A 12,907-nucleotide genomic window follows, 5' to 3' on the forward strand; every position below is an offset into this window, starting at 1 on the left:
TCAGCTCCCTCCGGCTAGTTGTCGATAACAATCCACGTACCCAGCAACGATCTTCTCGGTCGTGTACAAACGATGTGCGCGCTCGCGGGCGGCCTGCCCCATTCGTTCGCGAAGCGCGCGATCGCGGGCAATGTCATGCACGCATCGCGCGAGCGCCGTCGCATCGTCCGCCTCGACGAGATATCCGGTGACGCCATCATCGACGAGCTCGCTCAGCCCACCCACGCGAGTCGCCACCACGGGCACCCCGTGAAACATCGCTTCCAGTGCGGCGATGCCGAACGATTCGAATCGGCTCGGCAGACAGAACAGTGTCGCTTCCCGGTAGAACCGGGATTTGCCTGAGCCTGTGAGCCACCCGGCGAACTGGACGCGATCAGCCACGCCCTGGCTCTGCGCGTAGTCGCGCCATCGTCGCGTATCGCCGTCGCCGGCGAGGACGAGGTCGATCGCGCACTGGTTCCGATTCAGCAGCGCCAGTGCATCAATCAGTGTCGCGAGCCCTTTCTGTTCAGACAGTCGGCCGGCGAACGCGATGTACGGCCGTGCGGCCACCGCAGCTACCCCTCCCGGTGTCGCTGCGTTCTGCGCGTTGACCGCGGTGTTGGCGATCACGCGTGCATCGGCTCCGCCGCGCCTGAACCGGTTCAGCACACGCGTACATGCCGCTGAAACGCCGACTGCGGCGTCCGCGCCGCCGACAAACCAGGCGACCGCCCGACGCGTCAACGGTCCGGCTCGGTCGGCAAAACGATCGAAATTTCCCGAGTGAAGATGGAAGACGACGCGCCGCCGCAAGAGTTTCGCGATCCGCCACAACAGCAGCTTGCGATAGAACGATCCTCGCTCCGATACGTGAAAATGCACGACGTCCACACGCCAGACCGCCCGCAGAAATCGCGCGACGTCAAGCCATATGAAACCGGCCACGTCGCGTGCGTTCTGAAAGCCGTGTGTACCGCAAAACGTGATCTGGATCGACGCGTTCGCGAATGCATCGCGCTGTGCATACAGTTCGTCCAGCACCGACGCGATTCCACCTCGCTGGCCGTACCCGGGTCCGACATGCAATACGCGTATCAGACGCATGCCGACCGGCTGTTGCGCGCTCATTGCTGCATCTTTCATATGCGCGCCGCCTCCCGAGCCACCCTTTGCATGTCGCGCCGGATCATGACCGCGATCAATCCGAGAAACGGGCTGATCACGGCGGAGCCCAGCACGTGCCCCGCCGTCGATGCCATCGCGAGCAGTACGACAAAGAACAGCCGACCGAATTTGCGCGACATGGCCCGCGGACCGCGGCGCACGAATGCGCGCGAAAGCGCGATGATGTACACGCTGAAGAGCGGCAATCCCAGCATCAGGATCAAATCCGGAATGTCGATCTCGACCATGTAGCGCACGACCGGATATCCGCCGGTCAGCATTGCGATGAAATTGCTTTGCTGAAGATCGTCCCAAACGTTCGCGAACTTCAGATTGCGCCCCGAAAGCAGCAGCGTGACGACCTTGTCGCTGCCGATACGGCCACCCTGATGCGAGAAATAGCGCAGGCTGAGTTCGACCGCGTCGTTGACCGCGGGAATGAACAGGTACGCGAGGATCGCGGACGACATCAGCACCGCGATAGCCATGCCGACATAGCGGGTTGCCGTGATGGCATCGAATCGCGCGTAACAATAGGCGCAGGTCATTCCCAGAGCGCCGATCACCGCGCCTTTCGTCCCGGACAACATTGCCGCGACCAGCATGCATGCCGTCAACGCCATGCTGCGTGCGCTCCAGCCGCGTACCAGCGCATGCAGATAGCTGAATCCGAGCGCAACGACGATCAATGCCGCGGCTTCGTTCTGCGCATAGACGATGCCCTTGTATCCCGACCGTATGTGCGTCTCCGCCTGATAGCTGCGGAACATCTCGATCGACATCGCCGCGCCCATCACGATCGATGCGCCGTAGATGAGCAGTACGACGAATACCGCGGATTCGATCTGCGCGAGACGCCGGTCGCTGAGCAGCGCCATGGCTGCCGGATAGACGAAGAACGAGAACACCTTCATCACGAACACGCTCTGCTCGACTACCTCGCGATCGTTCAGCACGCCCAGCACATAGGCGCCGAGCGTCACGCAGATCGCCAGCATCGCCGCCATCGTCACGCGTACGCCGGACATCCGCGCGCGAAGCCCCGACAGCGTGACCGCCAGAAGGCCGGCGATCATCACGCCGCGAACGAGCAACGAGATGCGCGCGTCGTCGCCGTGCGATGCCGCGCTCTTCGTCAAGTACACGGACAGAAAATCGCCAAACGGCGACAGGACGAGCCCGATCCCGAGGATGACCCATACCAGCGTCGCTGCGATTCGCGTGGCCGGATCGGCAACGAATCGCGGCGAGCGCGTGCTGTACGGGAAGCGAACGCTGTCATCCATGGCGAGCGAAGAGTTTGCCGCGCGACGCGGTGACCGTCAGCGCCGCCACGATCAGCCAGCGAAAGACGGCACGCATGACACGCAGCGGTTTGAACAGCAGTTCGAGCGCGCCGTGACGCTGCGACGACAGCGCGGCACGACCGGATTCAATGACGCTCGGCATCGTCTCGAACGCCTCCCATACGGCGTACGGGCGCAACTCGGCGATGCGCAGCCCGCCGTTATCCCGATGCCACGGCCAGTCGTCCAGCAGCGCGCCGACCGGGCCGCGCGCATGTTCGAGCGCCTTGCGCGCGCCGTCGATGCTGATCCAGTAACCCACCGATCCGCTCGTCCATTGCTTGAACGGCACGCCGATCCGCAGCCCGCCGATTCGCCGGACCCGCTTCAGCGGCTCGTACAGATAGGTGCGCGTCGCGCGATCGCGGGGCAGCTTCGAGCGGCCGAGCAGCACGAGATCCGCATGGGCCGACAGCATCTCGGCAGGCGTCGACAGGAAACGTTCGAACAGCATGCCATCGAGCATCGCGTCATCTTCAAGCACGATCGCCGCACGTCCGGATCGCACGATTTTTCCCCACACGGCGACGTGACTCATGAAGCAACCGATTTCGCCGCGGCTCAGCGGTCGTCCGTAGCGCCCGATGACCTTCGCGGTATCGGTCATGGCCGCGCACGCGGCCGGGTCGAGTCCCCTTGCGTCGAATGCGTCCTCGAAACTGAAATCGACGCCGTGACAGCTCAGGATCTGCCGGATCGACGCGCGTCTCGGCGAATCGGCCAGCGATATCACGTGAATATCGATTGTCATGACACGCCCTCACGCCTGCGCGGCGCAAAGTGCTGGCGCAGCGTTGCCGAACAGACGATCCAGAATGCGAAGGCCGCCAGCAAAGCAATCTCGGCAATCAGGTAAGCGGTAGCCGCGCCGGCCGCGCCCCACCGCGGAACCAGCAGCAGCGCGAGCAGGATGTTGAGCACTCCCGCCGCGAGCATCACACGGGCGCGCCGTCGTGCGCCCCCGAATGGAACCAGCACCTGCAGACCGAGGAAATAGGCGAGGTTGCCGAACAACGTCGACACGCAAAGGACGTTCACGACCGACGAAGCGCCGGCGAATTGCCGTCCCAGTACGATCCGGGTCAGCATGTCCGACATGGACAGGCAGACCGCAATGCCCAGACCCGTCACGAGCACGATCGCGATGCCCCCGGATACCGTCAGACGCGCTGCCGCCCGCGCACTCTCCGGCTGCCGGTCCGCGAAGAGCGCGGAAATTCGGGAGTAGAGAACCGTGTTGATCTGGGCAGGCACCATGTTGCCTGCGGTCTTCAGCTTGTCCGCCGCCGCGTACAGCCCGACCTGATACGGTCCCGCGATCGCACCGACGATCACCGCGTTGGCAGCACTGAACAGGCTGACCGACGCGGTCGACACGAACATGTCGGCGCCCGCGATCAGTTGCGCACGAATCGCGCGCCACGACAGCTGCCGATTGCCCAGCAATCCCAGACGATGCGCCATCAGCATCGACCCGCCGGCCGCGAGCATCGCCGTCAACGACTGGATTGCGATCGCCATGTCGACGTGCGCAGGCGAGCGGACGAGCCAGAATGTCAGCGGCAGCGCCGCGAACCGGCTTGCCAGCGCGACGGCCGTGAACGCCGGAAACCGCTCGAGGCCCTGCAATAGCCAGTTGAGCGTCCCGACGTTCGCGACGACACCCAGCCAGCCGATGCAGATCGTCGTGGACATGGCGGCCAGCGACCGGTCGGTCATCAGCACGACCGTGAGAATCGCACACGACACCAGACACAGGCACGCCTTTGCGCCGACGATCGACCAGACTAGCTCGCTCAACCGTCGCGAATCGCCGCCGCATTGCGCAACCGCGCGCGGACCGCTGAGGTTGAACCCCCATTCGGTCAGTATCGTTCCATACATCGTCAGCGCCGTCACATAGCCGACCACACCGAATTGCACCGGGCCGAGCACACGGGTGAGATACGGGAACGTGGCGAGCGGAACGACGTACATACCGACCTGCCACAACAGCATCGCGGCGAGATTGCGCCCGAGCCTCGCCCCGCCCGATCGCGGGCCGGGCGAAGTCATCGCACGCGTTGCGTTCGACATGTGCGCAGTCATCGAATCAGGCCGCCTGCCGCTGGCGAGCCAGCAAGCCGCGCGTATCGATCACGATCTTCGTGTGCAGCTTCATCGGATCGATCTGCTTGAATTGCCGATGATCGACGAGAATGACCACGATATCCGCACGTGCGAGCGCATCCGCCACTTCGCCAAGCGCCACGCGCCCTTCAAGCGAATCGGGAAGCCGGCGAATGTTCGGCTCGACGGCAATGACCTGCCCGATCTCGCGATTCGCCAGCTCCCTGACGATGCCGATGGCGGGGCTTTCACGCAGGTCGTCGATGTCGGCCTTGAACGCCAGCCCGAAGCATGCGATCACCGGCTCGCGAAAGCGTTTCGCGACCTGCTCGATCCGGTCCAGCACGTAGTTCGGCTTGTCGTCGTTGACGGTGCGCGCGGTGCGGATCAGGCGTGCGTGCTCCGGCGCCGAATCGACGATGAACCACGGATCCACGGCGATGCAGTGGCCGCCGACGCCGGGTCCTGGTTGCAGGATGTCGACGCGCGGATGCCGGTTCGACAACCGGATCAGCTCCCATACGTTGATATCCAGCGACTCGCAGATGACCGACAGTTCATTGGCGAATGCGATATTGACGTCGCGGAACGAATTCTCGGTCAGCTTGCACATCTCGGCCGTCCGCGCATCGGTCAGTACGCACTCGCCACGCACGAAGACCCGATACAGTTCGGCGGCCAGCTCGCTGCACCGTCGAGTCATGCCGCCGATCACGCGATCGTTTTCGACGAGTTCTCGAATCACATGCCCCGGCAGCACGCGCTCGGGGCAGTGCGCAATCCGGATATCCGACTGTTCGCCGGCCTGCTGCGGGAACGTGAGATCGGGCCGCATCGCGGCCAGCCACGCCGCGATCTTCTCCGTCGTGCCGACCGGCGACGTCGATTCCAGCACGACCAGATCGCCCTTCTTCAGGACGGACCCTATCGCGCGGCTCGCCGCCTCGACATAGGTCAGGTCAGGCTTGTGCCCTGCGCCGAACGGCGTCGGAACCGCGATCAGGAAGGCATCGGCCGGCTCGATGGTATCGGTGGCGCGCAGGTGTCCTTGCGTCACTGCGGCGCGCACGAGCATGTCGAGCTCCGGCTCGACGATATGCACCTCGCCGCGATTGATCGTGTCGACGGTCGCGCGGTTGACGTCGACGCCGACGACCGATTTACGTCGCGCCGCGAATGCCGCGGCAGTCGGCAAGCCGATATAGCCGAGGCCGATGACGGAAATGACATCGAAGGACATGAGTTGATCTCGCTGTATTGTGATTGGGCTTCACGCAAGCCGGCCAGCCACGGCTAGCGCCGCGCGGGAATCGGACGGCGCCGCCGTCAGCAGGTCGACGATGCGCTCGCTTGCGCGGCCGTCGCCATAGGGGTTGTGGGCCCTGGCCATCGAGTCGTACACGCCCGAGCATTCCCACAGTTGCGTGACCTCGCTGACCAGGCGATGCGTGTCGGTGCCGACGAGGCGGACGGTGCCGGCCGCAACGGCTTCCGGCCGCTCCGTCGTGTCGCGCATCACGAGGACCGGCTTGCCGAGCGACGGCGCCTCCTCCTGAATGCCGCCCGAATCGGTCAGGATCAGCCATGCGCGACTCATCAGATAGACGAACTGCAGATATTCCTGAGGCTCGATCAGGACGATGTTTTCGATGTCGCCGAGCCAGCGCGTCACCGGTTCGCGGACGTTCGGATTCAGATGCATCGGATAGACGATCCGGCACTCGGGAAAGCGCGTCGCGATCGTGGCCAGCGCGTCGCAGATCTGTTCGAAACCCGGGCCGAAATTCTCGCGCCGGTGCCCCGTGACAAGTATCATTCGACGCTCGTCCGTCAGGAACGGAAATGCGGCGCGCATCCGGGCGGCCAGTTCCGGCTCACGTGCCAGGCGTTCGGTGACCGTCAGCAACGCGTCGATGACCGTGTTGCCTGTCACGTGGATCCGGTCGGCACACACACCCTCGGAAAGCAGGTTCGCCTTCGACGTCTCGGTCGGTGCGAAATGATGCAGGGCAAGCGTGCCCGTCATTTTCCGGTTGGCTTCTTCAGGCCACGGCGCGTACAGATTCCCTGTCCTCAGCCCGGCCTCCACGTGTCCCACCGGAATACGGCGGTAATAGGCCGCGAGCGAAGCGCCCAGCGTCGTCGTGGTGTCGCCATGCACCAGCACCAGGTCCGGCCTGAATGACTCGAGTACCGGATCGAGCGTCGTGAGAATCCGCCCGGTCAGGTTGCCGAGCGTCTGTCCGTTGCGCATCAGGTCGAGATCGAAATCGGGCACGATACCGAACAGGTCGAGCACCTGATCGAGCATCTGTCGATGCTGCGCCGTCACGCAAACCGCGCACCGCACACCGGCGCGGGACTTCAGGCGGCGCACGACAGGCGCCATCTTGATCGCTTCCGGCCGCGTGCCGAAAGTGACGAGAATGTTTTCATGACGAACAGTCATCGGCTTCTCCCAGAACGGCTCACATCCGCTCGACGCGTGCGTCGGCATCGGCGCCTTCGTACGCATACGCGCCGTAATTCCCGTATTGCGCGGAACGCAGTCCCGGGCGGAATCCGTTGAACACCACGCCCGTCACCGTCGCGCCCACGCGTTCGATCCGCTTCACCGATTCCAGGATCTCGCCCTGGGTCGTCATGCCGGAACGCGCGGCGAGCAGGATCGTGCCCGCGTGCAGCGCAAACACCGTCGCGTCGGTGACCGGCAGCAGCGGCGGCGCATCGAGCAGCACGATGTCGTAGCGATGCGAGACGTCGGCGAGTACCGTGGCGAGGCCATTGGACGCGAAGAGCTCGACCGGTTGCCCCACGCGCGGGCCAGTCGGCAGGAAATCGACGTGCGGCGACACGTCGCGAACGATCGCGTCGTCGATGGCGGCTTCGGCACGCAGGACGCTCGACAATCCTGGCGCGGACTGAATCCCGAAGTCCTTGGCGAGGCGCCCGCGGCGCAGATCGCCGTCAATCAGCAGCACGCGCTTGTTCGACTGACCGAGCAGCGCCGCCACGTTCGCCGAGATGAACGATTTTCCGATGCCGGCAGCCGGCCCCGTGATCAGCACCACGTTGTTGTTGGGCCGGTCGAGCAGCAGAAACTGCAGCGCCGTGCACAGACTTCGCAGCGCCTCGACCGCCGGCTCGTGCGGCCGGGCCAATGCGAGGATCGTCGCTTCCTTGCTGGCGCCCGTCCCGGTCCGCGTCAACTGGCGCTGGACCGGACTCAGCGGAATCGTCGCGATTACGTTCAGGTCGGCGTCGCGCTCGATCTCCGACGGATCGGTCACGCCCCCGAACAGCACTGCGCGCGCGATTGCCACACACGCGCCGACCACCAGGCCGACCACGGCGGCCAGCGCAACGACGAGCACCGGTTTCGGCCACACCGGCTGGTCCGGCACGATCGCATGATCGATCACGCGCACGTTGCCGATCTTGCTGGCCGTCGCGAGCCGCAATTGCTGGATGCTGTTCAACAATCCGACGTAAATCTCGGTCTGAACGGTCACGTCGCGCCGCAGCCGGACGATGTTCTGCTGCGCGTCAGGCAGGCGCTGGATTGCATCGTTGAACGTGCCCACGTTGGCCTTGGCCGCCGCGATCTGCTGGTCGAGTGACGCGAGTTGCGGATGTGCCGGCGTGTAAACCGACGCAAGCGCCTTGCGCTTCTGCTCCAGTTCGAACAACGATGTCTGCGCGATGACCGACTGATTCAGCATGGCTTTCGCCTGCTCCGTCAGGTCGATCACTTCATGTTTGGTCTGGTAGGCGTTCAGACGATCCTCGACCGCGCGCAGCTGCTTTTCGACGTCCGGGACCTGCGCATTCAGAAACTGCAGCGATTTCTCGGCGGTCGCCGCCTTCCGGTCCGCATTCTGGCGGACGTAATTGTCGGCAATTTCGTTCAGCACGCCGGCGCCCAGGATCGGGTCGTCGCTTTCGTACGTGACGCCGATGACGCCGGATTGGTCCTTGCCCTTTTCGGTGATGGTCAGCGCCTTCTGAAGCTTCGTTAGCATCTTCTGCTTCGAGAATGCCCTGAGGACGAAGCGAGCGCCCGGCCGTCCTTCGATCGCCGCTACCGTCAGTGTCACGTCGCCGGCCTGCGTACGGACATGCAACGGCGTACCGACCCGGCCGACGATGTCACCGTCCAGATCACCGCCGGAGAAGCGATAGCGGCCATCACCCAGAAACGTCACGAAGAACCGGTCTTCCAGGAAATCCCGCGGTACGTCGAAGGTCGGAACCGAGATGCGTTCGCTTCCCCACACGAAGCCGCCCAGCCCCATCAACCCCGGCGTGGAGAGCTTCTTGTTGAAGCGCCCGATCACCGCACCGACTATCGGAAACCGGCTCGGTACGGCTTCGATGGCCAGGTGCTGGTCCGCGACGACCGGCTCGGTAACGAGTCTGGAGCGGAGGATTTCCATTTCGCCGTCGTCCGTCGACTTCACGTCGAACAGCGAGCTGAGTCCGCCGACAAGGCTGCCGGCCGCCCCGCCCATCATGTCGGCGCCGTTGCTTTCGACCTGCACGACGATGTCGACGCTGTACACCGGCTTGGCGACGAGTGCGTACAAGCCGCCGAACAGCACGAACGCGCCTGTCACGAGCGCGATGACCCTGGCGTTCTTGATCATCATGTCGGCGAGGCCCCGAATGTCGACCTCATCGGAGTCTCGCGAGAAATGCGGTGTTGCTTTCATGGAATTCATGGTGACTGCCGATATCCTTTGACTAACGAGCCGGACGGGCTCAACGGGCACGCTCGATCAGGTTGCCGATACGCTCCACCCAGTCGTTGACACCGTGCTCGATCAACGTGAGTGCATAGTCGTAACTTCGCTGCGAACGCCGGTACGGATCCGTCACGTCGGACGGAAATGCCTCGGCGATGCGGTAGATGCGCCCGCGCGACGCCGGATGGAAGCGTTCGATCGCCTTGCGTTGTTCAAGCTCCATCACCAGAATCAGATCGGCCGCGCTGCACATGTGCACGTCGAGGCGCCTCGCACGATGTCCTGACATGTCGATGTCCCGCGTCTTCAAAAGCGCCGCGGCAACGGGATCGATCGCCATCCCGTTCCTGGCCGACAGGCCTGCCGACGACACCGACACGCCAGGCAGCAGGCGCTGGAACAGCCCCTGCGCCATCGGGCTGCGGCACACGTTGCCATGGCAGACGACGAGCAGATGCTTGATCATTTCGAGACGATTGCCGCGGTAAGGCCTGCGTTGATCGCGGGCATCAGCAGGCTCAGAACCCGGCTGAACCGGACGAGGCCGTTGCCATCGACATAGACGACGTCCTTGGACCGCAACTCGAACTGGTTCGCCAGCACCATCGATACCGGCGATCGTGCGTCCAGGTGATAAACCTGCGGCGTCCCGCCCTGCATGCCCCGGATCACATACAGTTGCGCGGCGTCGGCGCTCGTGCTGTTGAGGCTGCCGGCCTGGGACAGCGCCTCGCTCAGGGTCAGCTTGCCCGTTCGCAGCGGCAATGCCGTCACCGGCCTCGTCACCTCGCCCATCACGTAGACACCGTTTTCCTCTCGTGGAACGACCCGCAGCAAATCGCCATCGCGCAGCAGAATCGACGCGGGATTCACGTTGCGTGCGAGCATGCCCGGGAGGTCGAGCGGATACGACACGCCGTCGCGCACGAGGACCAGATGGCTCTGATCCGCGGTGGCGGCGAACCCGCCCGCGCGATTGACCGCCTCGAACAACGTCATCGGAATATCGTTGATCGGCACATTGCCGGGCGTACGCACCTCCCCGTCGACGTAAACCTGCTTCGCCCTGAACGATGCGACCCGAACCATGATCTTCGGCGTGACGAAGTAGCGGGCCATTGCGTTCGTGATCGCCTTGCGCGCTTCCTCGATCGTGAATCCGGCCACATGCACGTTGCCTGCATACGGAACTTGCACGTTGCCGGTATTGTCGATGACGAAGCCTTGCGGCGGATCGAACGGGCGTCCGTTGGTCTGTTGCGGCGCGCCCTGAGCCTGCGTCAGTTCCGGATGATCCCAGACGGTGATCTGAAGCACGTCCCCAGCGCCCAGCGTATAGGGTTGCGCCTTCCCGACGAGCGATCCGATGCGCGCGCCGTCGTCGGCGCTGGTCGTCTCGCCGAGTTGCCGAATCAGTGTCGCGTTGATCTCTTCGATAGGAATCCGCATCGACTCCGCAGGTGCCTTTCCATCACCACCGGATACCGCGAGCGTGGCAGGTCCGGTCATACGCATCCCGGGCGCAACGGCGCACCCCGACAGCGCCAGACAGGCGCCGGCGATGAGCATTGTCGTCCAGCGGACGCGCAGGCCTGGCGAGCCGGAATGGACAGCTTGTTTCACTCGATTGTTCATGGTTCTGATTTCATCGACACTCTTTTACACACCCGCCTTCCCTCGTTGCTTCAGCGAGCCTCACACCCGGCGCGTCCGTCTCGCCGCCGTCCGCGATCAATACGCATTACTCCCCGCAAACCCTTTCAGAATCGTCGCACCGACGATCCGCATGTCCAGCCCGAACGACCAGTTCTGCAGGTAATAGAGATCGTGCTCGACGCGCCGCTGCATCTTCTCGATGCGATCCGTTTCGCCGCGATATCCGTTGACCTGCGCCCAGCCCGTGATGCCAGGCTTGATCCGGTAGCGCTGGATATAGCGATCGACGACCTTGCGATACAACTCGTCGTGCTCCAGCGCGTGCGGGCGCGGCCCGACGACGGACATGTCGCCCAGCAGCACGTTGATGAATTGCGGCAACTCGTCGAGACTCGTGCGGCGCAGGAACCGCCCCAGTGGCGTAATGCGCGCATCGTTGCGGGTTGCCTGCCTCACGACGCCCGGCTGCTCCGCATGCACGCGCATCGTGCGAAATTTGTAGATTCGGAACACACGCCCGTCCGCACCCTTGCGGCGCTGCCTGAAAAACACGGGCCCGCGCGACGTCGCCTTGATGGCCATCGCAATGACGAGCATCGCGGGCAGCAGTGCGACGAGCGCGAATGCCGCGAAACAGCGGTCGAAGATCTCCTTGCTCAGCAGCGCATGCGGCGGCAAGGGCGATGCGGCAAGATTGATCGCCGGCACACCGAGCACGTCCGTCAACGCACTGTCGAACAGCGACAACGCACTGACGTCCGGCATGAAGCGGATGTTGACCAGCTCATCGCGAAATTCGGATACGAAGCGCAGAATCGTTCGCTCTTCCGACAAAGGCAGCGCAAGCCACAGTTCGCGCATGCCTTGCTGGCGCACATAGGCGATGAACTCGCCACCACTCCGGAACGCCGGAATGCCCGACAACGGCACCCCCGACTCGGGATCGACATCGAATACGGCGGCCGCACGAAAGCCGCTTTCCGGCGACCGGGCAATCGTGCGCAATACGCGTCGGCAATACTCGCCGCGCCCGACGACCGCGACCGGTCGCAGATTCATTCCCGCATGCCGCAGCCGGCGCAGCATCGCATGGACGGCAAGCCTCGCCACGACGAGCGATGCCCCCGTCATGCCCGTCCAGTACGCAAACCAAAGCCGCGACACGGCCCCCGACTTGTGCAGGATGAACGTCACCACCAGCGCGCCGGCCTGCGCGATCAGCCATGCCAGCGCCAGTTGCCCGGCGAGCCTGAGCAACGAGCGCCCGCGCCAGGACTGGTACACGCCGAACATCGGGAACAGCATCATCGAAAACGCGCACGAAAATGCAACGACCGACGCGTCGAGCCGTGCATTCGCAGCCTCGTCGAACCGAAAATGTGACGCCAGCACAGCGCCGAACACGACCAGGATCAGGTCGAGCGAACGCGCGACCGCGCCTTGCGCGCTCGGCGCTACCGATCGGTACTCGAAACGGGTCGATTCGCTCATCTCGCCACCGTGCTCGAAATGCGACCGTCGGCTTCGGGATACGGATGCGCGCGCCATGCGACGAACGATGCCGACATGGCACGCCGCGGCATTGCCGACTTCCCTCGACAGATGGTCGCCATATTAGGATTCCTATTCGTCATTCTCCGTCCGACCGGGAACGGCGATTTCAGGCTATTGATTCAGATCTGCGTGTACTGCACCACGTACGCCAAGCAGCACGCGAACGTGCATGATCGGCGTGCCACTCAAAGCGGCATATGTCGCGATTCGATCGATGTTTGAATCAGGGGTGCGGGATCCGGCGCTGTCGCGCGTGCGAAAGAGCCCGCGTGCGATGTGAAGCGCAGATGATGGATATCGGCGGCATTTCCCCGGCGCCGATTCCTGATGTCGTAATTGAATGCATGA

General features: G+C 63.9%; 10 protein-coding genes. All 10 read right to left on the reverse strand.

Going from position 1 to position 12,907, the window contains the following annotated elements; translation table 11 throughout:
• The 10 genes from DIE23_RS04910 to DIE23_RS04955 all read right to left on the reverse strand — a co-directional run bounded on the left by DIE23_RS04910 (position 1) and on the right by DIE23_RS04955 (position 12,496).
• Complete coding sequence (locus DIE23_RS04910) at positions 1–1,128, reverse strand: glycosyltransferase family 4 protein (protein ID WP_124611079.1); 1,128 nt, start codon at positions 1,126–1,128, stop codon at positions 1–3.
• A complete protein-coding gene (locus DIE23_RS04915; protein ID WP_124611080.1) occupies positions 1,125–2,435 on the reverse strand; it encodes an O-antigen ligase family protein in 1,311 nt (436 codons plus the stop codon). Before DIE23_RS04915 ends, DIE23_RS04910 begins: the two co-directional genes overlap by 4 nt.
• On the reverse strand, positions 2,428–3,246 hold the full coding sequence (locus DIE23_RS04920; protein ID WP_124611081.1) for a glycosyltransferase family 25 protein: 819 nt from the start codon (positions 3,244–3,246) through the stop codon (positions 2,428–2,430). Before DIE23_RS04920 ends, DIE23_RS04915 begins: the two co-directional genes overlap by 8 nt.
• Entirely contained in the window at positions 3,243–4,583 is a 1,341-nt protein-coding gene (locus DIE23_RS04925; protein WP_124611082.1) for an oligosaccharide flippase family protein, read from the reverse strand. The genes DIE23_RS04920 and DIE23_RS04925 overlap by 4 nt, the downstream gene beginning before the upstream one ends.
• Before the next feature lie 4 nt (positions 4,584–4,587).
• Positions 4,588–5,844, reverse strand: a complete 1,257-nt coding sequence (gene wecC, locus DIE23_RS04930) for a UDP-N-acetyl-D-mannosamine dehydrogenase (protein ID WP_124611083.1) — start codon at positions 5,842–5,844, stop codon at positions 4,588–4,590.
• A gap of 30 nt (positions 5,845–5,874) precedes the next feature.
• A complete protein-coding gene (gene wecB, locus DIE23_RS04935; RefSeq protein ID WP_124611084.1) occupies positions 5,875–7,053 on the reverse strand; it encodes a non-hydrolyzing UDP-N-acetylglucosamine 2-epimerase in 1,179 nt (392 codons plus the stop codon).
• Between the two features lie 19 nt (positions 7,054–7,072).
• Positions 7,073–9,325 carry a polysaccharide biosynthesis tyrosine autokinase gene (locus DIE23_RS04940; protein ID WP_124611085.1) on the reverse strand — a complete coding sequence of 751 codons (2,253 nt, stop codon included), beginning with the start codon at positions 9,323–9,325 and terminating at the stop codon, positions 7,073–7,075.
• A 40-nt stretch (positions 9,326–9,365) separates the two neighbouring features.
• Positions 9,366–9,815 (reverse strand): low molecular weight protein-tyrosine-phosphatase, encoded by a 450-nt coding sequence (locus DIE23_RS04945; protein WP_124611086.1) that lies wholly within the window; start codon positions 9,813–9,815, stop codon positions 9,366–9,368.
• Positions 9,812–10,858: a polysaccharide biosynthesis/export family protein gene (locus DIE23_RS04950; RefSeq protein WP_124611217.1), complete on the reverse strand. Its 1,047-nt coding sequence runs from the start codon at positions 10,856–10,858 to the stop codon at positions 9,812–9,814. The genes DIE23_RS04945 and DIE23_RS04950 overlap by 4 nt, the downstream gene beginning before the upstream one ends.
• Positions 10,859–11,080: 222 nt before the next feature.
• On the reverse strand, positions 11,081–12,496 hold the full coding sequence (locus DIE23_RS04955; protein WP_124611087.1) for an undecaprenyl-phosphate glucose phosphotransferase: 1,416 nt from the start codon (positions 12,494–12,496) through the stop codon (positions 11,081–11,083).
• Positions 12,497–12,907: the final 411 nt, after the last annotated feature.

The organism is Burkholderia sp. Bp9143, assembly GCF_003853645.1.
GTDB lineage: Bacteria > Pseudomonadota > Gammaproteobacteria > Burkholderiales > Burkholderiaceae > Burkholderia.

What these genes read in the sequence shown, in the direction of transcription:
- DIE23_RS04910 (WP_124611079.1), bottom strand. Translation starts at nt 1,128, where the DNA reads ATGAAAGATGCAGCAATGAGCGCGCAACAGCCGGTCGGCATGCGTCTG.
- DIE23_RS04915 (WP_124611080.1), bottom strand. Translation starts at nt 2,435, where the DNA reads ATGGATGACAGCGTTCGCTTCCCGTACAGCACGCGCTCGCCGCGATTC.
- DIE23_RS04920 (WP_124611081.1), bottom strand. Translation starts at nt 3,246, where the DNA reads ATGACAATCGATATTCACGTGATATCGCTGGCCGATTCGCCGAGACGC.
- DIE23_RS04925 (WP_124611082.1), bottom strand. Translation starts at nt 4,583, where the DNA reads ATGACTGCGCACATGTCGAACGCAACGCGTGCGATGACTTCGCCCGGC.
- wecC (WP_124611083.1), bottom strand. Translation starts at nt 5,844, where the DNA reads ATGTCCTTCGATGTCATTTCCGTCATCGGCCTCGGCTATATCGGCTTG.
- wecB (WP_124611084.1), bottom strand. Translation starts at nt 7,053, where the DNA reads ATGACTGTTCGTCATGAAAACATTCTCGTCACTTTCGGCACGCGGCCG.
- DIE23_RS04940 (WP_124611085.1), bottom strand. Translation starts at nt 9,325, where the DNA reads ATGAATTCCATGAAAGCAACACCGCATTTCTCGCGAGACTCCGATGAG.
- DIE23_RS04945 (WP_124611086.1), bottom strand. Translation starts at nt 9,815, where the DNA reads ATGATCAAGCATCTGCTCGTCGTCTGCCATGGCAACGTGTGCCGCAGC.
- DIE23_RS04950 (WP_124611217.1), bottom strand. Translation starts at nt 10,858, where the DNA reads ATGACCGGACCTGCCACGCTCGCGGTATCCGGTGGTGATGGAAAGGCA.
- DIE23_RS04955 (WP_124611087.1), bottom strand. Translation starts at nt 12,496, where the DNA reads ATGAGCGAATCGACCCGTTTCGAGTACCGATCGGTAGCGCCGAGCGCG.